Origin of the sequence: Verminephrobacter eiseniae EF01-2, assembly GCF_000015565.1 — a bacterium.
GTDB classification, from domain to species: domain Bacteria; phylum Pseudomonadota; class Gammaproteobacteria; order Burkholderiales; family Burkholderiaceae_C; genus Acidovorax; species Acidovorax eiseniae.
In genome coordinates this window covers 5,050,099-5,071,161 of record NC_008786.1, presented here as the reverse complement: position 1 = coordinate 5,071,161, position 21,063 = coordinate 5,050,099, and the positions used below count along the sequence as shown (strand labels likewise).

At 69.4% G+C, this 21,063-nt stretch carries 18 protein-coding genes; 1 reads left to right on the top strand and 17 read right to left on the bottom strand.

Annotation, left to right across the window (positions count from 1 at the left end; all coding sequences use genetic code 11):
- Positions 1 to 22: 22 nt before the first annotated feature.
- From VEIS_RS22165 to VEIS_RS22155, 3 genes are read right to left on the bottom strand one after another with little or no spacing between them, the layout of a single operon-like run.
- Positions 23 to 1,384: an acetyl-CoA carboxylase biotin carboxylase subunit gene (locus tag VEIS_RS22165; protein WP_011812261.1), complete on the bottom strand. Its 1,362-nt coding sequence runs from the start codon at positions 1,382 to 1,384 to the stop codon at positions 23 to 25.
- A gap of 12 nt (positions 1,385 to 1,396) precedes the next feature.
- The gene (locus VEIS_RS22160; protein ID WP_011812260.1) at positions 1,397 to 1,642 is read right to left on the bottom strand and encodes an acetyl-CoA carboxylase; all 246 of its coding nucleotides are present in this window, start codon (positions 1,640 to 1,642) and stop codon (positions 1,397 to 1,399) included.
- 56 nt (positions 1,643 to 1,698) lie between these two features.
- Positions 1,699 to 2,478: a 5-oxoprolinase subunit PxpA gene (locus VEIS_RS22155; RefSeq protein WP_041950277.1), complete on the bottom strand. Its 780-nt coding sequence runs from the start codon at positions 2,476 to 2,478 to the stop codon at positions 1,699 to 1,701.
- Between the two features lie 218 nt (positions 2,479 to 2,696).
- On the opposite strand from VEIS_RS22155, the gene VEIS_RS22150 reads away from it, so the two are divergent.
- On the top strand, positions 2,697 to 3,617 hold the full coding sequence (locus VEIS_RS22150; RefSeq protein ID WP_011812258.1) for a LysR family transcriptional regulator: 921 nt from the start codon (positions 2,697 to 2,699) through the stop codon (positions 3,615 to 3,617).
- Positions 3,618 to 3,659: 42 nt separating this feature from the next.
- Here VEIS_RS22150 and ftsZ read toward each other — a convergent pair whose 3' ends face one another.
- The 14 genes from ftsZ to rsmH form a co-directional block, all read right to left on the bottom strand.
- Complete coding sequence (ftsZ, locus tag VEIS_RS22145) at positions 3,660 to 4,901, bottom strand: cell division protein FtsZ (RefSeq protein ID WP_011812257.1); 1,242 nt, start codon at positions 4,899 to 4,901, stop codon at positions 3,660 to 3,662.
- Between the two features lie 166 nt (positions 4,902 to 5,067).
- The gene (gene ftsA / locus VEIS_RS22140) at positions 5,068 to 6,300 is read right to left on the bottom strand and encodes a cell division protein FtsA (RefSeq protein WP_011812256.1); all 1,233 of its coding nucleotides are present in this window, start codon (positions 6,298 to 6,300) and stop codon (positions 5,068 to 5,070) included.
- Position 6,301: 1 nt separating this feature from the next.
- On the bottom strand, positions 6,302 to 7,180 hold the full coding sequence (locus tag VEIS_RS22135) for a cell division protein FtsQ/DivIB (protein WP_041951181.1): 879 nt from the start codon (positions 7,178 to 7,180) through the stop codon (positions 6,302 to 6,304).
- Positions 7,181 to 7,182: 2 nt separating this feature from the next.
- Positions 7,183 to 8,178 carry a D-alanine--D-alanine ligase gene (locus tag VEIS_RS22130; protein ID WP_011812254.1) on the bottom strand — a complete coding sequence of 332 codons (996 nt, stop codon included), beginning with the start codon at positions 8,176 to 8,178 and terminating at the stop codon, positions 7,183 to 7,185.
- On the bottom strand, positions 8,175 to 9,608 hold the full coding sequence (gene murC / locus VEIS_RS22125) for a UDP-N-acetylmuramate--L-alanine ligase (protein ID WP_011812253.1): 1,434 nt from the start codon (positions 9,606 to 9,608) through the stop codon (positions 8,175 to 8,177). The genes VEIS_RS22130 and murC overlap by 4 nt, the downstream gene beginning before the upstream one ends.
- Positions 9,605 to 10,684, bottom strand: coding sequence for an undecaprenyldiphospho-muramoylpentapeptide beta-N-acetylglucosaminyltransferase (murG, locus tag VEIS_RS22120; protein ID WP_011812252.1), 1,080 nt, complete (start codon positions 10,682 to 10,684; stop codon positions 9,605 to 9,607). The genes murC and murG overlap by 4 nt, the downstream gene beginning before the upstream one ends.
- Positions 10,681 to 11,937 (bottom strand): putative lipid II flippase FtsW, encoded by a 1,257-nt coding sequence (gene ftsW / locus VEIS_RS22115; protein WP_011812251.1) that lies wholly within the window; start codon positions 11,935 to 11,937, stop codon positions 10,681 to 10,683. Before ftsW ends, murG begins: the two co-directional genes overlap by 4 nt.
- Before the next feature lie 2 nt (positions 11,938 to 11,939).
- On the bottom strand, positions 11,940 to 13,856 hold the full coding sequence (locus VEIS_RS22110) for a Mur ligase family protein (RefSeq protein WP_011812250.1): 1,917 nt from the start codon (positions 13,854 to 13,856) through the stop codon (positions 11,940 to 11,942).
- A complete protein-coding gene (mraY, locus tag VEIS_RS22105) occupies positions 13,853 to 15,031 on the bottom strand; it encodes a phospho-N-acetylmuramoyl-pentapeptide-transferase (RefSeq protein WP_011812249.1) in 1,179 nt (392 codons plus the stop codon). Before mraY ends, VEIS_RS22110 begins: the two co-directional genes overlap by 4 nt.
- Positions 15,028 to 16,401 (bottom strand): UDP-N-acetylmuramoyl-tripeptide--D-alanyl-D-alanine ligase, encoded by a 1,374-nt coding sequence (locus VEIS_RS22100; protein ID WP_086014404.1) that lies wholly within the window; start codon positions 16,399 to 16,401, stop codon positions 15,028 to 15,030. The genes mraY and VEIS_RS22100 overlap by 4 nt, the downstream gene beginning before the upstream one ends.
- A 50-nt stretch (positions 16,402 to 16,451) precedes the next feature.
- On the bottom strand, positions 16,452 to 18,005 hold the full coding sequence (locus VEIS_RS22095) for a UDP-N-acetylmuramoyl-L-alanyl-D-glutamate--2,6-diaminopimelate ligase (protein WP_011812247.1): 1,554 nt from the start codon (positions 18,003 to 18,005) through the stop codon (positions 16,452 to 16,454).
- Positions 18,005 to 19,747: a peptidoglycan D,D-transpeptidase FtsI family protein gene (locus VEIS_RS22090; RefSeq protein ID WP_011812246.1), complete on the bottom strand. Its 1,743-nt coding sequence runs from the start codon at positions 19,745 to 19,747 to the stop codon at positions 18,005 to 18,007. Before VEIS_RS22090 ends, VEIS_RS22095 begins: the two co-directional genes overlap by 1 nt.
- The gene (gene ftsL, locus VEIS_RS22085; protein WP_011812245.1) at positions 19,744 to 20,061 is read right to left on the bottom strand and encodes a cell division protein FtsL; all 318 of its coding nucleotides are present in this window, start codon (positions 20,059 to 20,061) and stop codon (positions 19,744 to 19,746) included. Before ftsL ends, VEIS_RS22090 begins: the two co-directional genes overlap by 4 nt.
- A complete protein-coding gene (gene rsmH / locus VEIS_RS22080) occupies positions 20,058 to 21,062 on the bottom strand; it encodes a 16S rRNA (cytosine(1402)-N(4))-methyltransferase RsmH (RefSeq protein WP_011812244.1) in 1,005 nt (334 codons plus the stop codon). The genes ftsL and rsmH overlap by 4 nt, the downstream gene beginning before the upstream one ends.
- Position 21,063 lies beyond the last annotated feature (1 nt).

The window sequence follows — 21,063 nt, the reverse complement described above, 5'->3', positions numbered from 1 at the left end:
CCTGATCCTGCGATAAGGGGTTTCACATCGGATGGGCGGCGAGCCAGGCTTCCAGGAAGCCGGTGTGCAATTGCCCGGCGCGCACCTGCGGGTCGCGCACCAGCTTTTGGTGCAGGCCCTGCGTGGTCGTCAGCCCTTCGGTGCCCAGTTCGTCGAGCGCGCGCTCCAGGCGCGCGAGCGCGGCCGGGCGGTTCTCGTCGTGCACGATCAACTTGGCCAGCAGCGAGTCGTAAAACGCCGGCACCCGGCAGCCGGGAAAAAGCATGCTGTCAAAGCGCACGCCGGGGCCGCCCGGAACTTGCAGCGACGACAAGGTTCCCGGGCAGGGCATGAAGTTTCTGGCCGGGTTCTCGGCATTGATGCGCACCTCGATGGCGGCGCCGCGCAGGGCAATGTCGCTTTGCTGCAAGCGCAGTGGCTCGCCGAGCGCGATGCGCAGCATTTCTTTGACCAGATCGACGCCGGTCACCATCTCCGTGACCGGATGCTCGACCTGTATGCGCGTATTCATCTCGATGAAGAAAAACGCGCGCGTGTCTTCGTCGTACAAATACTCCAGCGTGCCGGCGCCGCTGTAGTCCACCGCGCGGGCCAGCGCGAGCGCGCTGTCGCACAGCGCCTGGCGCGTCGCCGCGTCAATGGCGGCGCATGGCGCTTCTTCCCAGATTTTCTGGCGCCGGCGCTGCAACGAGCATTCCCGCTCAAAGCAATGCACGACGCGCTTGCCGTCGCCGAGGATCTGCACCTCGATATGCCGGGCCTGCCGGATGAAGCGCTCCAGGTAGACCGCAGCGTCGCCGAAGGCCGCTTTGGCCTGCGCCTGCGCCCGGCCCAGTTCCTGGCGCAATTCGCTCGCATCGCCGGCGATGTGGATGCCGCGCCCGCCGCCGCCCGCGCTGGCCTTGATCAGCACCGGGTAGCCAATGTCGCCGGCAATGCGGAGCGCCTCCTCGATCCCGTCCACCGCGCCGGCGCTGCCCGGCACGGTCGCCACGCCGGCGCGCTGCGCGGCCAGGCGGGCCGCCGCCTTGTCGCCCATCGTGCGGATCGCAGCGGCGCCAGGCCCGACAAACACCAGGCCGGCCGCAGTGACTGCTTCGGCGAAGGCGGCGTTTTCCGACAGGAAGCCGTAGCCGGGATGGATTGCCCCCGCACCGACCGACCGGGCCGCGTTCAGGAGCGCCGCGACATTCAGATAGCTCTTGCCCGCCTGCGCCGGGCCGATGGGCACCGCCTGGTCGGCCAGCCGGGTCGGCAGGCTGCCCGCATCGGCATCGCTGAAAACGGCCACCGTCCTGAGGCCCAACTCGCGCGCGGCGCGGATGATGCGCACGGCGATCTCGCCGCGATTGGCGACCAGCAAGGTGTCAAAGGCCGGCTTCATGGTCTTGCGCGCTCACGGGGTTTCGATGAACAGCAGCGTCTGGCCCGGCTCCACCGCATCGCCGTTGCCGACGGCAAAGCGCAGCACGGCGCCGTCCACCTCGGCGCTCACTTCGCTGAACTGCTTCATCACTTCGATCAGCCCGAGCACATCGCCGACGCGCACGCGGCTGCCTTCGGTGACATAGGGTGGCGCGTCCGGCGCAGCCTGGCGGTAGAAGATCCCGGGCAACGGGGACAGGACTTCGATCTGCGGCATGGTGGGTGCTCCGGTGGTGGTTGCTTGGGGCGCGCTGGGCCGCCGTGGTCGCCGGCTCAGGCGGTTTGAAGAACTTCCGGCAGGGCGGCGACCCGGATGGCGTTGTCGGCCAAAGCCTGGCGCAGGGCCTGCAGAAGTTCGAGCGCACCCGGGGTGTCGCTGTGGATGCACACCGAGTCGAAGCCGATGGCGATATCGCCCCCCTGCACCGTGCGCACCCGGCCCTCGACGCAGGCGCGCACCACCTTGTCGGCCACGGTGCGCGGGTCGAGCCGCCCGGTGCGCCGCGTGAACACGATCGAGCCTGTGGCGTCGTAGTCGCGATCGGCATAGAACTCGCGCACCACCGGCTGGCCCATCGCGCGCGCCACGCGGTAGGTCACCGACTGCTCCATGCAATACAGGCTCAGGCCGGGTTCGGTCAGTTGCAGCGCGCCCACCAGCGCCCGCGCCAGCGCTTCGTCGCGCGCGGCGTGCATGTACAGCGCGCCATGCGGCTTGATGTGCTGCAAATGCAGGCCCGCCAGGCGCGCGAACTCCCTGAGCGCGCCCAACTGGTAAATGATGTCGTTGACCAGTTCGGGGGCGGGGATGTCGATATGGCGGCGACCGAATCCAACCAGGTCGCGCAACCCCGGGTGGGCGCCGACCCCGACGCCATGCACCTTGGCCAGCGCGACGGTTCTGTGCATGGTGCCCGGGTCCCCCGCGTGAAAGCCGGTGGCGATGTTGGCCGAACTGATCAGCGGCATGATCTGCTCATCGATGCCGTCACCGATCCGCCAGGGGCCAAAGCCTTCGCCCATATCGGAGTTCAAGTCGATGCACTGCTTCATGGGGGGTCTCGTTGCGTTCAACCAGGACGCAAGATTAGCCGCCGGATGCGGCATCGAACAGTTCTATTTTCAACCCGTCAGGTATCTGAAATTCCGCGATCACGCCCGGTGGCGCAGGAAAATCCGGCCCGCCCGCCCAGGCCAAGGGTTTGCCGCAGGTCCATCAGGGCCTCTGTATTCTGAAAATCGGATGCCACAACGCTTGAAAACATGAGTTCATGCTGAGCATTCGCCAACTGAAGTATTTCTCTGCGGTCGCCGAACTCGGCCGGGTGTCCGAGGCCGCGGTGCAACTGAACGTCTCGGCATCGGCCGTCACCTCGGCGATCCGCGAGCTCGAAGAAATGCTCGGCCAGCCGCTGTTCGTGCGCCAGTCCAGAGGCGTGGAACTGACGGATGCCGGACGGCGCTTCCTCAGCCATGCCTACAACGTGCTTGCCGCAGCCGATGATGCGATGCGCATGCCCCGCGAAGCGGCGTCGGTCGCCGGACTGCTGAGCATCGCCGCCACCTACACCGTGCTCGGTTACTTCCTGCCCCATCACCTGCAACGCTTCACGCAGCGCTATCCGCAGATCGAAGTGAAGGTGCACGAGTTGCAGCGCGAAATGATCGAAGAGGGCCTGATCACCAACCGCTACGACCTCGGCGTGCTGCTCACCGCGAATGTGGTCAACAGCGAAATCTCCACCGAGACCTTCTTCGGCTCGCCGCGCCGGCTCTGGCTGCCCGCCAAGCACCCGCTGCTCGAGCGCGACCAGGTCACGCTCGCCGATGTGGCCGGCGAGCCGTACATCATGCTGACCGTCGACGAAGCCGCCTACAGCGCGCTGCGCTACTGGGGCAAAACCGCGCACCAACCCAGGATCCGGCTGCGCACCTCGTCGGTCGAGGCGGTGCGCAGCATGGTCGCCAACGGCCTGGGCGTGGCGATTCTTTCGGACATGGTGTACCGCCCCTGGTCGCTCGAAGGCCGGCGCATAGAAACCGTCACGCTCAAGGACGCCGTGCCCGCGATGGAGTTGGGGCTGGCCTGGAAAACCGGCGCGACCCACCAGCCCGCGATGCAGGCTTTTCGCGACTACTTCAGGCAGTCGTACCTGGAGCCCGCGCCGACCGCGCCGGGCCGCGCGCGCTGAAAACGCCGCGCGCGCGCCAAGCGCGCCTTCGGCCGGCAGCCATCAATCGGCCTGCTTGCGCAAATAGGCCGGGATATCGGCGTCGTCCATGCCGCCGGAGGACAGCGCATCGACACGGGCTGCGGCCTGGGAGCGGTTGGTGCGCCAGACGCTGGGCACCGACATGCTGCCGTAGTCGGTGGACGAGCGGCTGCCTGCTGCCATGCCCGTGGCCATGCTGCCCAGTCCTGCCACCGGTGTCTGCATCGACATCGGGCGCGCCCGGTTGTCCGTGCCGGTGCGCAGGCCGCCTTGCAGCACCGTGATCGGCTGGCGTTTGGTGTTCGGGTGCGGCAGGCCGGTGGCCACCACGGTCACGCGGATATCCTCGCCCAGGCTGTCGTCGTAGGCGGCGCCGAAGATCACATTCGCGTCCGGCGCGGCGTAGGCGTTGATGGTGCTCATCGCCAGGCGCGACTCGGCCAGTTTGAGGCTGGCCTTGGTGGCGGTGACCAGCACCAGCACGCCCCGGGCGCCCGACAGGTCTATGCCTTCGAGCAACGGGCAGGCCACGGCGTGCTCGGCGGCGATGCGGGCGCGGTCCGGGCCGCTGGCGGTGGCCGTGCCCATCATGGCTTTGCCAGGCTCGCCCATCACGGTGCGCACGTCCTCGAAGTCGACGTTCACATGGCCGTACTCGTTGATGATTTCGGCGATGCCGCCGACGGCGTTCTTGAGCACGTCGTTGGCATGGGCGAAGGCTTGCTCCTGGGTGATGTCGTCGCCCAGGACTTCGAGCAGCTTTTCATTGAGCACCACGATCAGCGAATCGACATTGGCTTGCAGGTCGGCCAGGCCGTTGTCGGCGTTGCCCATGCGGCGCCCGCCCTCCCACTGGAAGGGTTTGGTGACCACGCCCACGGTGAGGATGCCCATTTCCTTGGCCACGCGGGCGATCACCGGCGCCGCTCCGGTGCCGGTGCCGCCGCCCATGCCGGCGGTGATGAACAGCATGTGCGCGCCGCCAATCGCCTGCCGGATGTTGTCGATGGCGGCCTCGGCGGCTTCGCGGCCCTTGTCGGGCTTGCTGCCTGCGCCCAGGCCGCTGTCGCCGAGCTGTATCGTGCACGGGGCCGAACTGCGCGTCAGCGCCTGCGCGTCGGTGTTGGCGCAGATGAATTCCACGCCCTGGACATGGCGCTCGATCATGTGCTCGACGGCGTTGCTGCCGCCGCCGCCGACACCGATTACCTTGATCTGGGTGCCTTGGTGAAATTCTTCGACGTCAATCATTTGGATGGTCATGGAAAGCTCCTGGTTTTCAAATTCGTAGCCAATGGGGGAAGGGGCATCGGGTGGCCGGTCGTTCGCGGGCGTGGCGGCCCGGTGCTGCAGCGCCAGCGCTGGCGCGGCGCCCGGTGCTGGCGGCGGCGGTGCGGGTGGGCAGGGAGCCAGACAGGCGACGGCATGGTCAGAAATTCCCCACGATGAAGTCTTTGAAGCGCCCGAATGCGGTTTTCATCGAGCCGCTTTTTTGCGCCACCTTGAAGCCCCGCAGGCGGGCCAGGCGCGCTTCTTCGAGCAGGCCCATCACGGTCGCCGCGCGGGGCTGGGCCACCATGTCGGACAGGGCGCCGGCGTATTTGGGAATGCCGCGCCGCACGGGTTTGAGGAAGATGTCTTCGCCCAGCTCGATCATGCCGGGCATCATCGAACTGCCGCCGGTGAGCACGATGCCCGAGGACAGCATTTCCTCGTAGCCCGATTCGCGCACCACCTCTTGCACCAGGCGAAAGATTTCTTCCACCCGGGGGTCGATCACGCCGGCCAGCACCTGCCGGCTCAGCATGCGCGGGCTGCGGTCGCCCAGGCCCGGCACTTCGACCTGGGCCTCGGGGTCGGCCAGCAGTTGCTTGGCCCAGCCGCTTTCGACCTTGATGTCCTCGGCGTCCTTGGTCGGCGTGCGCAGCGCCATCGCGATGTCGCTGGTGATCAGGTCGCCGGCGATGGGGATCACCGCCGTGTGGCGGATCGCGCCGCCGGTGAAGATGGCCACGTCGGTCGTGCCCGCGCCGATGTCCACCACCACCACGCCGAGCTCGCGCTCGTCATCGGTGAGCACGGCCTGGCTCGATGCCAGCGGGTTGAGCATCAGCTGCTCGACTTCCAGCCCGCAGCGGCGCACGCATTTGATGATGTTCTCGGCCGCGCTTTGCGCGCCGGTGACGATGTGGATTTTCGCCTCCAGGCGCAGGCCGCTCATGCCGATCGGCTCTTTCACGTCCTGCCCGTCGATCACGAATTCCTGCGGCTCGACCAGCAGCAGGCGCTGGTCGCTGGAGATGTTGATGGCCTTGGCGGTCTCGATCACGCGCGCCACGTCGGCGGAGGTGACCTCCTTGTCCTTGACGGCCACCATGCCGCTCGAATTGAGGCCCCGGATATGGCTGCCGGTGATGCCGGTGTATACGCGCTGGATCTTGCAGTCGGCCATCAGTTCGGCCTCCTTGAGCGCTTGCTGGATGCTTTGCACGGTGGCGTCGATGTTCACGACCACGCCGCGCTTCAAGCCGTTGCTCGGGGCCACGCCCAGGCCGGCGATTTTGAGCTCGCCCTGCGGCAAGACTTCGGCCACCACGACCATGACCTTGGCCGTGCCTATGTCCAGGCCGACCACCACGTCTTTGCTGTGTTCTCGTGCCATATCAGTTTCTGCCCTTGTCGGTTGTGTCGTGCGCTGCCGTGGTCTGGCGCGGCGTGCCCGCCAGGGCTTGGCTCGGCGTACCCGCCAGGACCTGGCCCGGCGTACCCGCCTCGGGGCCGACGGTGCTGACGCCGCGCAGACGCAGCGCATAGCCGCCCACATGCCGCAGATCGGCCGATTCCAGCGCGCTCACGCGCCGGCCGTACTGCGCCGCCACCTGCGCCAGCGTGCGGGTAAAGCGCTGCGTGCGCTGCAGCACCTGCGGCGCACTGCCGCCGCCGAGTTCGACCACGGCCTCGTTGTCCAGCGTTGCGCGCCAGCCGCCACGGCCGGTCAGTTCCAGCCCTTGCAGGCGCAGCCCCAGCGATTCGAATACGGGTTGCAGCAGGCCATGCATTTGCAGCACCTGGGCCGAACTGCCGCTCGGGCCTTGCAGGCGCGGCAGGCCCTCGGGCTCGACATCGCCGACGTTGGCCTCGAACACCTCGCCCTGGCGGTTGACCAGCGCCGAGCCGCTCTCCGGCCCCCAGTACGCCAGCGCGTCATGCTCTTGCAGTTGCACCAGCAAACGGCCGGGATACCAGCGCCGCACCTGCGCCAGCCGCACCCAGGGCGCTTGCTCGAAGGCCGCGCGCGCGGCGCGCAGGTCGACGGTGAAAAAGTTGCCCGCCAGATGCGGCGCCACGTTGGCGCGCAGGGTCACGGCATCGTTGTGCACCAGTTCCCCTTGCACCACGATGCGGGCAATGGCAAAGCCCGGGTAGCGCAGCAGCCACCACAGCAGCGCTGCCAGCACGCACAGGGCGCAGCCCAGGTACAGGACCGAGGCGGTCAGGTTCATCAACTTGACATCCAGCGGTTGCGCCAGGGGCTCGGTCATGGTCATGCGCGGGCCGCTCCCGACAAGGCGCCTGGCGGCGTATCCAGCGTGGCCATGGCCAGCAAGCGCAGGCACAGGTCTTCGTAGCTGATGCCCGCCGCGCGCGCCGACATCGGCACCAGCGAGTGGTCCGTCATGCCCGGCGCGGTGTTGATCTCCAGCAGAAAGGGCTGCTGGTCGCTGGCGCGCAGCATGATGTCGGCGCGCGCCCAGCCCCGGCAGCCCAGCGCGCTGAAAGCCTGCTCGGCCAGGCGCCCGATGGCGCGCTCTTGCGCCTCGGGCAGGCCGCTCGGGCAGTGGTAGCGGGTGGCGTCGCTGAAGTACTTGTGCTGGTAGTCGTAGTTGCCATCGGGCGCGACGATGCGGATCAGCGGCAGGGCCTGCGCGCTGGCGCGCCGGCCCTGATCGAGCACCGTGCAGGTGAGCTCGTCACCGGCGATGAATTGCTCGCACAGCACCTCGGGGTCGTAGCGCGCGGCCAGCAGGTAGGCCGACGCGCATTGCTGCGCCTGGTGCACCTTGCTCAGGCCGATGGTCGAGCCTTCGCGCGCGGGCTTGACGATCATCGGCGCGCCGAGCGTCTGCAGGGCCTGCCCGGCTTCGGCGCCGCTGGTGACCAGCCGCCAGTCCGGCGTGGGCAAGCCCTCGCTGCGCCAGATGCGTTTGCTCATGGTCTTGTCCAGCGCCATGCTCGATGCCATCACGCCGGAGCCGGTGTAGGCAATGCCCAGCAGTTCCAGCGCGCCCTGCACCGTGCCGTCTTCGCCATGGCGGCCATGCAGCGCGATGAAGCAGCGCGCGTAGCCCTCGCGTTTGAGGGCGCCCAGGTCGCCCTGCGCGGTGTCGAAGGCATGGGCATCGACCGCGCGCGCGCGCAGCGCCCGCAGCACGCCGGCGCCGGACAGCAGCGAAACCTCGCGCTCGGCCGAGACCCCGCCCATCAGCACCGCCACCTTGCCCAGCGACGCTCCGTCCAGATGGGGATCAAAAAGGCTCATGGCGCAGTCCTTTGCATTGCGGTGTGCTCATCGTTTCGTAGCATTTCGAGTAGTTTGCCAGGCACGGCGCCGATCGAGCCTGCGCCCATGCACAGCAGCAGATCGCCGTCGCGCGCGTTCTCGGCAATGGCCTGCGGCAGATCGGCCACGTCGGCGACGAAGACCGGCTCGACGCGGCCGGCCACGCGCAGCGCGCGCGCCAGCGAGCGGCCGTCGGCGGCCACCACGGGCGCTTCGCCAGCGGCATAGACCTCGGTCAGCAGCACCGCGTCGGCGCTGCCCATGACCCGCACGAAGTCCTCGAAGCAGTCGCGCGTGCGGCTGTAGCGGTGCGGCTGGAAGGCCAGCACCAGGCGCCGCCCGGGGAAGGCGCCGCGCGCTGCCGCCAGCGTGGCCGCCATCTCCACCGGGTGGTGGCCGTAGTCGTCGATCACGCTGAACTGGCCGCCGTCCTTGGCCGGCAACTGGCCGTAGCTCTGAAAGCGCCGCCCCACGCCCTTGAAGCCCGCCAGCGCGCGCAGCACGGCTGCGTCGGGGATGTTCAATTCCACCGCCACGGCAATCGCCGACAGCGCGTTGAGCACGTTGTGCGCGCCCGCAAGATTGAGCTGCACCGCCAGGTCGGGCAGCGTGACGCCGTTGCTGCGCTGCACCGTAAAGTGCATCCGGGCGCCATCGGCGCGCAGGTCCACGGCCCGCACCTGGGCGTCTTCGGACAGGCCGTAGCTGGTGATCGGGCAGGTCACGCCGGGCATGATGTCGCGCACTGCCGGGCTGTCGACGCACAAGATGGCCGTGCCGTAGAACGGCATGCGGTGCAGGAAGTCGACGAACGCGCCCTTGAGCCGGCCGAAGTCATGCCCGTAAGTCTCCATATGGTCGGCGTCGATATTGGTCACCACGGCCATCACCGGCAGCAGGTTCAGGAACGAGGCGTCGGACTCGTCGGCCTCGACCACGATGTAGTCGCCGCTGCCCAGCTTGGCGTGGGCGCCGACGCTGTTGAGGCGCCCGCCGATGACGAAGGTCGGATCCAGCCCGGCCTCGGCCAGCACGCTGGTCACCAGGCTGGTGGTGGTGGTCTTGCCATGGGTGCCGGCAATCGCAATGCCCTGCTTGAGGCGCATCAGCTCGGCCAGCATCAGTGCGCGCGGCACCACCGGAATCTTCTTCGCGCGCGCGGCCAGCACCTCGGGGTTGTCGGCGGTCACGGCGGTGGAGGTGACCACTGCATCGGCGCCCTCGATATGCGCGCCGGCATGGCCCAGGCAGGTGCCGATGCCCAGCCCTTGCAGGCGGCGCAGCGTGGCGCTGTCGACCAGGTCCGAGCCCGAGATGCGGTAGCCCAGGTTGAACAGCACCTCGGCGATGCCGCTCATGCCGGCGCCGCCCAGGCCGACGAAATGGATATGGCGGATGGCATGCTTCATGCGGCCAACTCCTCGCAGGCGCCGACCAACTCTTGCGTGGCGCTTGTCTTTTGCATCGCGTGGGCTTTGAGCGCTTTGTCCAGCAGCGCAGGGCGCTCCAGGTTCGATAGCATCTGCGCCAGGCCCCGGGGCGATAGCTCGTGCTGCGGCAGCAGCCAGCCGCCCCCCGCGTCGACCAGCCAGCGGGCGTTGCGGGTCTGGTGGTCGTCGACCGCCGAGGGCAGCGGCACGAACAGCGCCGCAGCGCCCACGGCAGCGATTTCGCTGACGGTGCTGGCGCCCGCGCGGCAGACGATGACATCGGCGGCGGCCAGCGCGCAGGCCACGTCGTCGATGAACGGCCTGAGCTCGGCCTGCACCCCGGCGGCGGCGTAATGGGCGCGCAGGGCCTCGATCTGCGTGGCGCCGCTTTGGTGCAGCACCTGCGGGCGCTGCGCGGCCGGCAGCAGCGCCAGCGCCTGCGGCACGAGTTCGTTGAGCGCGCGCGCGCCCAGGCTGCCGCCCATGACCAGCAGTTGCAGCGGCCCGGTGCGCGCCGCAAAGCGCTCGGCCGGGCCGGCCTGCTGCGTGAACGCCGCGCGCAGCGGGTTGCCGACCCAGCGGGCTTTGGGCGCTGCGCTGCCGAACGCGCCGGGAAAGGCGGCGAACACCCGGTCGGCCCGCCCCGCCAGCAGCCGGTTGGCCAGCCCCGCGACCGCGTTTTGCTCATGCAGCACCAGCGGTTTGCGGCGCAGCAGGCCCATCAGCGCGCCCGGAAAGCTGATGTAGCCGCCCAGTCCCACCAGCACATCGGGCTGCACGCGGCGCAGCACCGCGCGCGCCTGCCAGAACGCGCGCAGCAGGCGCAGCGGCAGCAGCGCCAGCGTGGCCAGGCCCTTGCCGCGCACGCCGGAGAAAGTCACCGATTCCAGCGCAAAGCCATGCTGCGCAGCGATGCGCGCCTCCATGCTGGCCGGCGCCCCCAGCCAATGCACGCGCCAGCCGCGCGCGCGCAGCGCCTCGGCCACGGCCAGGCCGGGAAAGATATGCCCGCCCGTGCCGCCGGCCATGATCAGCGCGGTTTTGCTGCCCGTCATGCGCGGCCCCCGCGCATCAGGCGCTTGTTCTCATGATCGACCCGCAGCACGAGCGCCAACGCCACCAGGTTCATCAGGATTGCCGAGCCGCCAAAGCTCATCAGCGGCAGCGTCAGCCCCTTGGTCGGCAGCGCGCCCAGGTTCACCCCCATGTTGATGAATGCCTGCAGGCCGAGCCAGATGCCCACCCCCTGCGCGACCAGGCCGGAGAACACGCGCTCCAGCGCGATGGCCTGGCGCCCGATGTGCATGATGCGGCGCGTCATCCACAGGAACAGCACGATCAATGCGAGCACGCCCAGCAGGCCGAACTCCTCGCCGATGACGGCCAGCAGAAAGTCGGTATGGGCCTCGGGCAGCCAGTGCAGTTTCTCCACGCTGCCGCCCAGACCGACGCCAAAAATCTCCCCGCGCCCGATCGCGATCAGCGCGTGCGAGAGCTGGTAGCCCTTGCCCTGCGCATGTTCCGCGCCAAACGGGTCGAGGTAGGCGAACACGCGCTCGCGCCGCCAGGGCGAGTTGGCAATCATCAGCAGAAAGGCCGCCAGCAGCACGGCGACGATCAGCAGGAACATGCGGGCGTTGACGCCGCCGAGAAACAGGATGCCCATGGCGATCATCGCGACCACGATGAAGGCGCCCATGTCCGGCTCGGCCAGCAGCAACACGCCGACGATGGCCACGGCGCAGGCCATCGGCAGCACGGCGCGAAAGAAGCGCTCCTTGACCTCCATCTTGCGCACCATGTAGCCGGCGGCGTAGAGCAGCATGGCCAGCTTGGCCAGTTCGGAGGGCTGAAAACTCACCGGCCCGAGCGTCAGCCAGCGGCGCGCGCCCTTGACCACCTTGCCGGCCCCGGGCAGCAGCACCAGCGTCAGCAGCGCCAGCGTGGCGACGAACAGCCAGGGCGCCATCCGCTCCCACTGCGCCATCGGCAACTGGAAGCTCAGCAGCGCCACCAGCGCGCCGATCACCAGGGACAGCGCATGGCGGCTCAGGAAATGGGTGGACGCATAGTGGGCAAAGCGCGGGTTGTCCGGCATCGCGATCGATGCCGAATACACCATCACCAGCCCCCAGGCCAGCAGCGCCACCATCACCCACAGCAGGGGCTGATCGAACCCGGGCGGGCTGACCGGGGTGCTCGACGCGCGGCGGTACTCGGTGCCGCCCACGCGCACCGGCAGCCGGTCGGCAGCCTGGCCCGACTGGCCGTCGAACCAGCCGGTGATCCATTGCAGCAGTCGCGGCATGTTCATGCCAGACCCTCCATCGGCTGGCCGGCTGCCTCGGCCAATGCGCGCACGCTGGCGCAAAAAACCTGCGCGCGCTGTTCGTAGTCCCGGAACATGTCGAAGCTGGCGCAGGCCGGCGACATCAGCACCGCGTCGCCCGGCTGCGCGTGCTGCGCGGCCAGTTCGACGGCCCCGGGCAGGGTGGGCGCGTCCAGCAGCGGCACGCCGATGTCTTGCAGCGCGGCGCGGATCAGCGGCGCGTCGCAGCCGATCAGCAGCACTGCGCGGGCGTGGCGCGCCAGCGGCGCGGCCAGCGGCGCAAAGTCCTGCCCCTTGCCCTGGCCGCCCACGATGACGACCAGGCGGCGCCCGGCGCCCGGCCCGCCCTGCGCGCCCAGCCCGTCGATGGCCGCCACCGTGGCGCCCACGTTGGTGCCCTTGCTGTCGTCGAAGAACTCCACGCCATCGATGCAGGCCACGGATTCGACACGGTGCGGCTCGCCCCGGTAGGCGCGCAGACCGTACAGCATCGGCGCCAGCGGGCAGCCAGCGGCGCAGGCCAGCGCCAGCGCGGCCAGCGCGTTGACGGCGTTGTGCCGGCCACGGATGCGCAGTGCGTCGGCGGGGATCAGGCGCTGAATCTGTAGTTCTTGGGCGGGGACTGCGCCGGGCGGCCCGGGGCGGCGGCGCGCGCGCTGCGTTTCGTCGGCGGCGCTGGCCCGCACCAGCCAGGGCATGCCGCCCACGAGCTCGATGCCGAAGTCGCCGGCGCGTGCCGGCATGTCGGCGCCGAAAGTGATGTCCGCGCGTGGCTGCGGCGCCGGTGCTTTGGCCGCCCGGGGCCGCAGCGCTGGCGTTACCGGCGCAGAAGGCGCAGAAGGCGCCGACACCTGCATCACCGCAGCGTCCTGGCGGTTCAGAACCATCAGCGCGGTCTGGCCGAAGATGCGCGCCTTGGCCGCCGCGTAGGCGGCCATGTCGCCATGCCAGTCCAGATGGTCTTGGCTGATGTTGAGCAGCGCTGCCGCCGTCGGCTCGAAACCGGTGCTGCGCTCGAGTTGAAAGCTCGATAGCTCCAGCACCCACACCGCAGGCAGGGTGCCGGCGTCGATATGCCCGGCCAGCGTGTCGAGCAGGGTCGGGCCGATATTGCCGGCCAGCGCCACGCTGCGGCCGGCGCGCTGGAGCAACTGGCCGGTGAGCGCGGTCACGGTGGTCTTGCCGTTGGTGCCGGTGATGGCCAGCACGGTCGGCGCGTAGCCATCGGCGGCGCGCAGCCCGGCCAGCGCCAGCGCATACAGGTCCAACTCGCCGCCCATGCCGATGCCATGGGCGCTGCATGTCTGCGCCACGGCGGCCACGGCGGACGGGCTCAGGCCCGGCGAGCAGTACACCGCGTGCAGGTTCTGCCCCTCGACCAGGCCGGCATCGAAGGCGCCGGGCACGAAGCGCGCCCGGGGCAGTTCGCGTTGCAGCGCCGGCAGTTGCGGGGGCGCGGCACGGGTATCGGCCACGGTGACCTGCGCGCCGCAGCGCAGGCACCAGCGCGCCATCGCCAGGCCCGATGCCCCCAGGCCGAGGATCAGGATGCGCTGGTCTTGCAGCGCCTGCCGGAGGTCTGCGCCGGGCCGCCGCAGCGGCTCGGCCGCCAGCGCGCCGGGCACCTCGGCCGGGGGCATGGCCGGGTTGATGACCGGGTTGATGGCCGGATCGATGGCCAGCGGCATGGCCGGCGCAGCCTCCTCGGGGGCCGGCACGGAGGCAAAGATCTGCGCGACGAAATCGGCAGCGGCCTGCGCGGCGGAGATGGCCGGGGGGTTGACCGGGGGATTGACCGGGGGTTTTACGCGGGGTGCCCCGGGGGGGGCCTCGGGCACGGGCGCCCCGGCCTCATCCAGAGGCCGGGCGGGCAGGGTGGGCTGGGCGTTCGGATTCATCGCAGCTTCAATGTCGACAGGCCCACCAGGCACAGCAGCATGGTGATGATCCAAAAGCGCACCACCACCTGCGTTTCCTTCCAGCCGCTTTTTTCGAAATGGTGGTGCAGCGGCGCCATTTTGAGCAGGCGCCGGCCCTCGCCGTAGCGGTACCGGGTGTACTTGAACCAGCCCACCTGCAGCATCACCGACAGCGCCTCGGCGACAAAGATGCCGCCCATCACGGCCAGCACGATCTCCTGGCGCACGATGATGGCGATGGTGCCCAGCGCGGCGCCCAAGGCCAGCGCGCCGACATCGCCCATGAACACCTGCGCCGGATGCGCGTTGAACCACAGAAAGGCCAGGCCGGCGCCGGCCATCGCGGCGCAAAAGATCAGCAACTCGCCCGAGCCGGGGATATGCGGGAAGAACAGGTAGCGGGAATACACCGCGCTGCCGGTGACATAGGCAAACACCCCCAGGGCCGAGCCGACCATCACCACCGGCATGATGGCCAGTCCGTCGAGCCCGTCGGTCAGGTTCACGGCATTGCTCGAACCGACGATCACCAGGTAGGTCAGCAGCACGAAGCCGAGCACCCCCAGCGGGTAGCTCACGGCCTTGAAAAACGGCAGTTGCAAGCCGGCCTTGGGCGGCAGATCGAGCGCGAAGCCCGAGCGCATCCAACTGATGAACAGTTCCAGCACCTTGGCGTTGGAGTTCTCCGAGATGCAAAACACCAGGTACAGCGCCGCCATCAGCCCGATCAGCGATTGCCAGAGATACTTCTCGCGCGAGCGCATGCCCTCGGGGTTTTTGTCGACCACCTTGCGCCAGTCGTCGACCCAGCCGATGGCGCCAAAGCCGAGCGTGACCAGCAGCACGATCCAGACGAAGCGGTTGGACAGGTCGAACCACAGCAGGGTCGACAGCGCAATCGACAGCAAGATCAGCACCCCGCCCATGGTCGGCGTGCCGCTCTTGGACAGGTGCGACTGCGGCGCGTAGCCGCGAATCGGCTGGCCGATCTTCAGCGCCATCAGTTTGCCGATCACCCAGGAGCCTGCCGCCAGGCCGATCAGCAGCGCCGTCAGTGCGGCCAGCACGGCGCGCATGGTCAGGTACTGGAACACGCGCAAGAAGCCGAGTTCGGACGACATGCCCTGCAACCATTGCGCCAGCAGCAGCATCATGCGCCACCCCCGGCCTGTATCTCTTTGAGCACCTGCTCCATCCTCATGCTCCGGGAGCCTTTGACCAGCACGCTGCCGACATCGGGCAGGGCCTGGCGCACGGCGGCGCACAGCGAATCGATGCTGTCGAAATGCTGCGCGCCGGCAAACGCCGATGCCGCATGCGCCGACTGCGCGCCGAGCGCAAACAGCCGGTGGATGCCCGCAGCGTGCGCCTGCGCGCCCGCCTGCGCATGCAACTGCGCGGCCTGCGCGCCCACCTCGGCCATGTCCCCGAGCACCAGGAGCCGCGGCGCCGGCAGTTCGGCCAGCAGCGCGATGGCGGCGCGCACCGAGTCCGGGTTGGCGTTGTAGCTGTCATCGACCACGCTGATTTGCCGGCCCGCGTGGCGGATGCTGAAACTGCGCGAGCGGCCCGGCACCGGGCTGAAGCCGCTCAGGCCCTGGGCCAGCGCGGCCAGCGGCGCGCCGGCGGCCAGCGCGCAGGCGGCGGCGGCCAGCGCATTGCCGACGTTGTGCCGCCCGGCGATGTGCAAGCGTGTCGTGACCGGGCCTTGCGGCGTGGCCAGGGTCAGCGCCCAGGCGCCATCGACCCAGCGCGCGTCGGCGCCATCGACGGCCCCGCCGGCGCCAAAGCGCAGGCATTCGCGGCCGGCTGCCAGTTCCTGCCACAGCGCCTGGTAGTCGTCGTCTGCCGGGAACACGGCCACCCCGTGGGCCGGCAGGCTGGCGAACACCGAGCCGTTCTCGCGCGCCACGGCCGCCACGCTGTGCATGAACTCCAGATGCTCACGCTGCGCGTTGTTGACCAGCGCCACGCCGGGCTGCGCGATGCCGGCCAGCGCGGCGATCTCGCCCGGGTGGTTCATGCCCAACTCGACCACTGCGACCGTATGCCGGGCGCGCAGGCGCAGCAGCGTCAGCGGCAGGCCGATCGCGTTGTTGAAGTTGCCCTGCGTGGCCAAGGCCGCATCGCCCTGCCAGGCGCGCAATATGGCCGCCACCATCTGCGTTACCGTGGTCTTGCCGTTGCTGCCCGTCACCGCGATCAGCGGCAGGTCGAACTGCGCCCGCCAGCCCGCCGCCAAAAGCGCCAGCGCGGCCAGGCTGTCGGGCACCTCGATGCCCGGCAGACCGGCGTCCGCCAGCCCCCCCTGCGCCAGCGCCGCTGCCGCGCCACCGGCACGGGCCTGGGCCAGAAAGGCGTGGGCGTCAAAGCGCGGGCCCCGCAGCGCAACGAAAAGATCGCCGGCCTGCACCGTGCGCGTATCGGTGTGCACGCGCGCCACAGGCGTGGCGCCGGCGCCCACCAGGCGGGCCGCAGGTATGCGCGGTTGCAGCAGGGCAAAAGCCTGTTGCAGCGTCATCATCGCGGGCCTGGGCACGGGTGTGGACATGGGTTCGGGCCGGGGCTGCTCGATCATGCGCCGGCTCCCCGGGGCGGCACGGCGCGCTGCCGGGCCTGCATGGCGCGCTGCGCGTGGGCCCAATCGGAAAATGGCCGGCGCACGCCGGCCACTTCCTGGCTGTCTTCGTGGCCCTTGCCGGCAATCAGCAGCACATCGGCGGGCGCGGCCTCGGCCACGGCCTGCGCGATCGCGGCGGCGCGGTCGGGCTCGGTGCGCACGGCGCGGCGGCGGCTGATGCCTTGCAGGATCTGGCGCAAGATCGCGTCCGGGTCTTCGCTGCGCGGGTTGTCGCTGGTCAGCAGCAGTCGGTCGGCCTGCTGCTCGGCGGCTGCGCCCATCAGCGGGCGCTTGCCGGCATCGCGGTCGCCGCCGCAGCCAAACACGCACCACAGCCTGCCAGCCCGCCGGGCGGCCAGCGGGCGCAGGGCCTGCAGGGCTTTGGCCAGCGCATCGGGGGTATGGGCATAGTCCACGACCACCAGCGGCTGGCCCGCCAGCGCCAACTGCTGCATGCGGCCCGGCACGGGCTGCAAGCCTGCGCCGGCCTGCAGCGCCTCGGCCAGCGGCCAGCCCAGGCTGCGCAGCGTGGCCAGCACCGCCAGCAGGTTCTGCAGGTTGTAGTGGCCGATCACCCGGGTCGTCAGCCGCTGCGGCGCGGCACCTTCGCGCACCGTGCAGCGCAGGCCCTGCGCCGCCAGCGTGATGTCGCGCGCGGCAAGGCGGGCCGGGCCTTGGGTCGAAATGCTCCACAAATCCGGCACCCGGCCTGCCAGTTCGGCATGCAGTTGCGCTCCCGCCGGGTCGTCGATATTGATCACCGCCGCTTGCAACCCGGGCCAGTCGAACAAGGCCCGCTTGGCGCGCCAGTAAGCGGCCATGCTGCCGTGGTAGTCCAGATGGTCCTGCGTGCAATTGGTGAAGATGGCCGCGCGAATCTGCGTGCCCGCCAGCCGCCCCTGCTCCAGGCCGATCGACGAGGCCTCGATGGCGCAGGCCGACAGACCCCGATCGACAAATTGGCGCAGTGCGCGCTGCAAGCGCAGCGGGTCGGGCGTGGTCATGCCGGCGGTTTCCAGCACCGGGGGAACCCCCAGGCCCAGGGTGCCCGCCAGCGCGCAGACCGGGCTTTTTGCGCGCCCATTCAAAGCGTCGGCCAGCCACCATGCGGTGCTGGTCTTGCCGTTGGTGCCGGTGACGGCCAGCACATCGAGCTGGCGGCTCGGCTGATCGAACCACTGCGCGGCGATCGGTCCGGCGGCGGCCTTCAGGCCCGGCAGGCTGGCCAGGCTGGCGCCAGGCGCAGCCGGGAACGCAAAGGCCGCCACGCCCGCCTGCTCGACCAGGCAGGCCGTGGCGCCGCGCGCGATGGCATCGGCCACATGGGCGCGGCCATCGGTGCTGGCGCCGGGCCAGGCGATGAAGCCGTCGCCCGGGGCGATCAGGCGGCTGTCGCTGTGCAAACTGCCGCTCACGCGCGCGCGCAGCCATGGCAAGGCCGCGCCGGCGCATTGCAGCGCATGCGGCGTATGCAGCACATGCAGTGGGGCAGGCAGCGGCGCAGACATCACAGCGGCTCCTGCACGTGGGCCACGATCTGCGGCTTGACGGCCTGATCGGGCGGCACGCCCAACATGCGCAGCGTTTGCTGCACGACGCTGCTGAACACCGGCGCGGCCACCGCGCCGCCGTAGAACTGGCCGTTGCCGGGCTCGTCGATCATCACCGCGACGATGATGCGCGGCTGGTCTATCGGGGCCATGCCGGTGAACCAGGCGCGGTATTTGCCCGAGGCGTAGTTCTTGCCCACCTGCTTGCGCGCGGTGCCCGACTTGCCGCCGACCGAGTAGCCCACGGTCTGCGCCTTCTGGCCGGTGCCGCCCGGGCCTGCGGCCATTTGCAGCATCTTGCGCACTTGGGTCGCCGTGCGTTCGGAGAACACCGGCACGCCCACGGCGGCTGCGTCGCTCTTGAGTATCGTGGCCGGAATCACCCGGCCTGCGTTGGCAAACACGGTGTACGAGCGCGCCATCTGGAACAGGCTGGCCGACAGGCCGTAGCCATAGGCCATGGTGGCCTGCTCGATCGGGCGCCAGCTTTTGTACGGGCGCAGCCGCCCGGTCACCACGCCGGGAAAGCGCAGTTGCGGCTTTTGCCCGAAGCCGGCGGCCGAGAAGGTCTCCCACATCTCGCGCGCCGGCATCTGCATTGCGATCTTGGTCACGCCGACGTTGCTCGACTTCTGTATCACCCCCTCGACCGTGAGCAGGCCGTAGTTGTGCGTGTCGGAGATGGTCAAGCCGGTGACCGTGGTGCGCCCCGGGCTGGTGTCGACGATGGTCTCGGGGCGCACGCGGCCGCTGTCCAGCGCCAGGCCGACGGTGAACGGCTTGATCGTCGAGCCGGGCTCGAACACGTCGGTCAGCGCGCGGTTGCGCAGTTGCTCGCCGCTCAGGCCCTGGCGCTGCTCGGGCAGGTAGCTCGGGTAATTGGCCAGTGCCAGCACCTCGCCGGTATGGGCGTCGAGCACCACCACGCTGCCGGCCTTGGCCTTGTGGGCCATGACCTGATCGCGCAGTTTCTGGTAGGCAAAAAACTGCACCTTGCTGTCGATCGACAACTGCATGTCGCGGCCATCGACCGGGGGCATGGTTTCGCCCACGCCTTCGACCACGCGGCCGAACCGGTCCTTGATCACGCGGCGCGAGCCGGCCTTGCCGGCCAGCAGCGCGTCGAAGGCCAGTTCCACCCCTTCCTGGCCCTGGTCCTCCACATTGGTAAAGCCGACCACATGGGCGGCGGCCTCGCCCTCGGGGTATTGGCGCTTGTATTCCTTGCGCTGGTAGATGCCCTTGATGTCGAGCGCGGCAATGCGCTGGCCCTGCTCCCAGTCGAGTTGGCGCTTGATCCAGACAAAGCTCTTGTCCTCATCGGCCAGCTTTTTCTGCAATTCGGCCTGCGGCATGTCCAGCAACCCGGCCAACTGCCCGAGCTTGGCGCGGTCTGCGGGGCTGTCCTGGAGCACGTCTTCGGGGATGGCCCAGATGCTGGCCGCAGGAACGCTGGAAGCCAGGAGCAGGCCGTTGCGATCCAAAATTCGGCCGCGGTTGGCGGGCAACGCCAGTGTGCGGGCAAAGCGCACCTCGCCCTGGCGCTGGAAGAAGGCATTGTCGAACACCTGCACATGGGCCGCGCGCGCGCCCAGCCCGACAAAGCCCAGCGCAATCAGCGCCACGATGAGCTTGCTGCGCCATACCGGCGTCTTGCTGGCCAGCAACGGGCTCAAGGTGTAGAGCACGCTGCGGCTCATGGCTGCGCACCTTCGGACGCAAAGGTGGAGCCGGCGCCCGGCGCCATCCCTTGCGGGTCGGACACATAGCGGGTGATCGCGGGCGTGACCAGCCGCATGTTCAGCGGGCCACGGGCCATTTTTTCGATCCGCAGCGACGTGGCCTGCGCGCGCTTTTCCACTTGCAGGCGCTGGTGCTCGGTCTCCAGACGGAGCGCCTGGGTGTGGGCACGGTCGAGCGCGGTGAACAGCCGGCGCGACTCGTACTGGATGTGCACCAGATAGAGTGCACTGGCCAGCACCGTCAGCAGCAGCACCAGGTTCAAGCGGGTCATGGCGGCAAGACCTCGCCATGTTCGGCCCGGCGCGCATCGGGGCGTTCGGCCCGGCGCATATCGGAGCGCTCGGCCCCGTGTGCCTGCGTGCGCTCGGCCACGCGCATGATTGCGCTGCGCGCGCGCGGGTTGGCCGCCACTTCGGCGGCGTCGGGCCGCACACGCGCCAGCGCCAGCAGTTGCATGGCCTGCGGTGCGGCAAACGGCACCCGGCGATCAAACGGCTGGCGCGAATGCCTGGCGATGAACTGCTTGACGATGCGGTCTTCCAGCGAGTGAAAGCTGAGCACCACCAACCGGCCACCGGGTTGTAGCACCAGGAGGCTGGCCGCTAACGCCTGTTGCAGTTCTTCAAGCTCGGCGTTGATGAAAATCCGAAGAGCCTGAAAGGTGCGCGTGGCCGGGTTCTGGCCTGGCTCGCGGGTCTTGACCGCGCCAGCCACGAGATCGGCCAGTTCGGCGGTGCGCGCCAGTGGCCCTCGGGCCTGGCGCCGCGCAACAATCGCCTTTGCAATGAGGCCAGCAAACCGTTCTTCACCGTAGTCACGTAGCACCTGCGCAATCTGCCCGGCGTCGGCCGTGGCGAGCCAATCGGCTGCGCTGAGGCCGCGCGTGGTGTCCATGCGCATGTCCAGCGGGCCGTCGAAACGGAAACTGAAACCCCGCTCGGGGCTGTCGATCTGGGGCGAACTCACCCCCAGATCCATCAACACCCCGGCGAGACTGCCGGCGGGCAACTGCCCCAACTGGCCAAAACCCTGGTGCCGGATGGAAAAACGCGCATCGGTGATGCGCATTGCTTCGGCGATGGCCTCGGGGTCCTTGTCGAAGGCCACGAGCCGCCCCTGCGGCCCCAGCCGGCACAGGATCAGGCGCGTGTGCCCGCCGCGCCCGAAGGTCGCATCCACCCAGGTGCCCGCCGGCGCAGGCCCGGCGCGCGCCAGCAGCGCATCGACGGCTGGCTCGCGCAAGACGGTGGTGTGGCACGGGGCGGATGACACG

What these genes read in the sequence shown, in the direction of transcription:
- ftsZ (WP_011812257.1), bottom strand. Translation starts at nt 4,901, where the DNA reads ATGACCATCCAAATGATTGACGTCGAAGAATTTCACCAAGGCACCCAG.
- mraY (WP_011812249.1), bottom strand. Translation starts at nt 15,031, where the DNA reads ATGATGCTGCTGCTGGCGCAATGGTTGCAGGGCATGTCGTCCGAACTC.
- VEIS_RS22135 (WP_041951181.1), bottom strand. Translation starts at nt 7,180, where the DNA reads ATGACCGAGCCCCTGGCGCAACCGCTGGATGTCAAGTTGATGAACCTG.
- VEIS_RS22090 (WP_011812246.1), bottom strand. Translation starts at nt 19,747, where the DNA reads ATGAGCCGCAGCGTGCTCTACACCTTGAGCCCGTTGCTGGCCAGCAAG.
- VEIS_RS22095 (WP_011812247.1), bottom strand. Translation starts at nt 18,005, where the DNA reads ATGTCTGCGCCGCTGCCTGCCCCACTGCATGTGCTGCATACGCCGCAT.
- VEIS_RS22110 (WP_011812250.1), bottom strand. Translation starts at nt 13,856, where the DNA reads ATGAATCCGAACGCCCAGCCCACCCTGCCCGCCCGGCCTCTGGATGAG.
- VEIS_RS22165 (WP_011812261.1), bottom strand. Translation starts at nt 1,384, where the DNA reads ATGAAGCCGGCCTTTGACACCTTGCTGGTCGCCAATCGCGGCGAGATC.
- VEIS_RS22155 (WP_041950277.1), bottom strand. Translation starts at nt 2,478, where the DNA reads ATGAAGCAGTGCATCGACTTGAACTCCGATATGGGCGAAGGCTTTGGC.
- ftsA (WP_011812256.1), bottom strand. Translation starts at nt 6,300, where the DNA reads ATGGCACGAGAACACAGCAAAGACGTGGTGGTCGGCCTGGACATAGGC.
- murG (WP_011812252.1), bottom strand. Translation starts at nt 10,684, where the DNA reads ATGACGGGCAGCAAAACCGCGCTGATCATGGCCGGCGGCACGGGCGGG.
- VEIS_RS22160 (WP_011812260.1), bottom strand. Translation starts at nt 1,642, where the DNA reads ATGCCGCAGATCGAAGTCCTGTCCCCGTTGCCCGGGATCTTCTACCGC.
- VEIS_RS22150 (WP_011812258.1), top strand. Translation starts at nt 2,697, where the DNA reads ATGCTGAGCATTCGCCAACTGAAGTATTTCTCTGCGGTCGCCGAACTC.
- ftsW (WP_011812251.1), bottom strand. Translation starts at nt 11,937, where the DNA reads ATGCCGCGACTGCTGCAATGGATCACCGGCTGGTTCGACGGCCAGTCG.
- VEIS_RS22130 (WP_011812254.1), bottom strand. Translation starts at nt 8,178, where the DNA reads ATGAGCCTTTTTGATCCCCATCTGGACGGAGCGTCGCTGGGCAAGGTG.
- murC (WP_011812253.1), bottom strand. Translation starts at nt 9,608, where the DNA reads ATGAAGCATGCCATCCGCCATATCCATTTCGTCGGCCTGGGCGGCGCC.
- VEIS_RS22100 (WP_086014404.1), bottom strand. Translation starts at nt 16,401, where the DNA reads ATGATGACGCTGCAACAGGCTTTTGCCCTGCTGCAACCGCGCATACCT.
- ftsL (WP_011812245.1), bottom strand. Translation starts at nt 20,061, where the DNA reads ATGACCCGCTTGAACCTGGTGCTGCTGCTGACGGTGCTGGCCAGTGCA.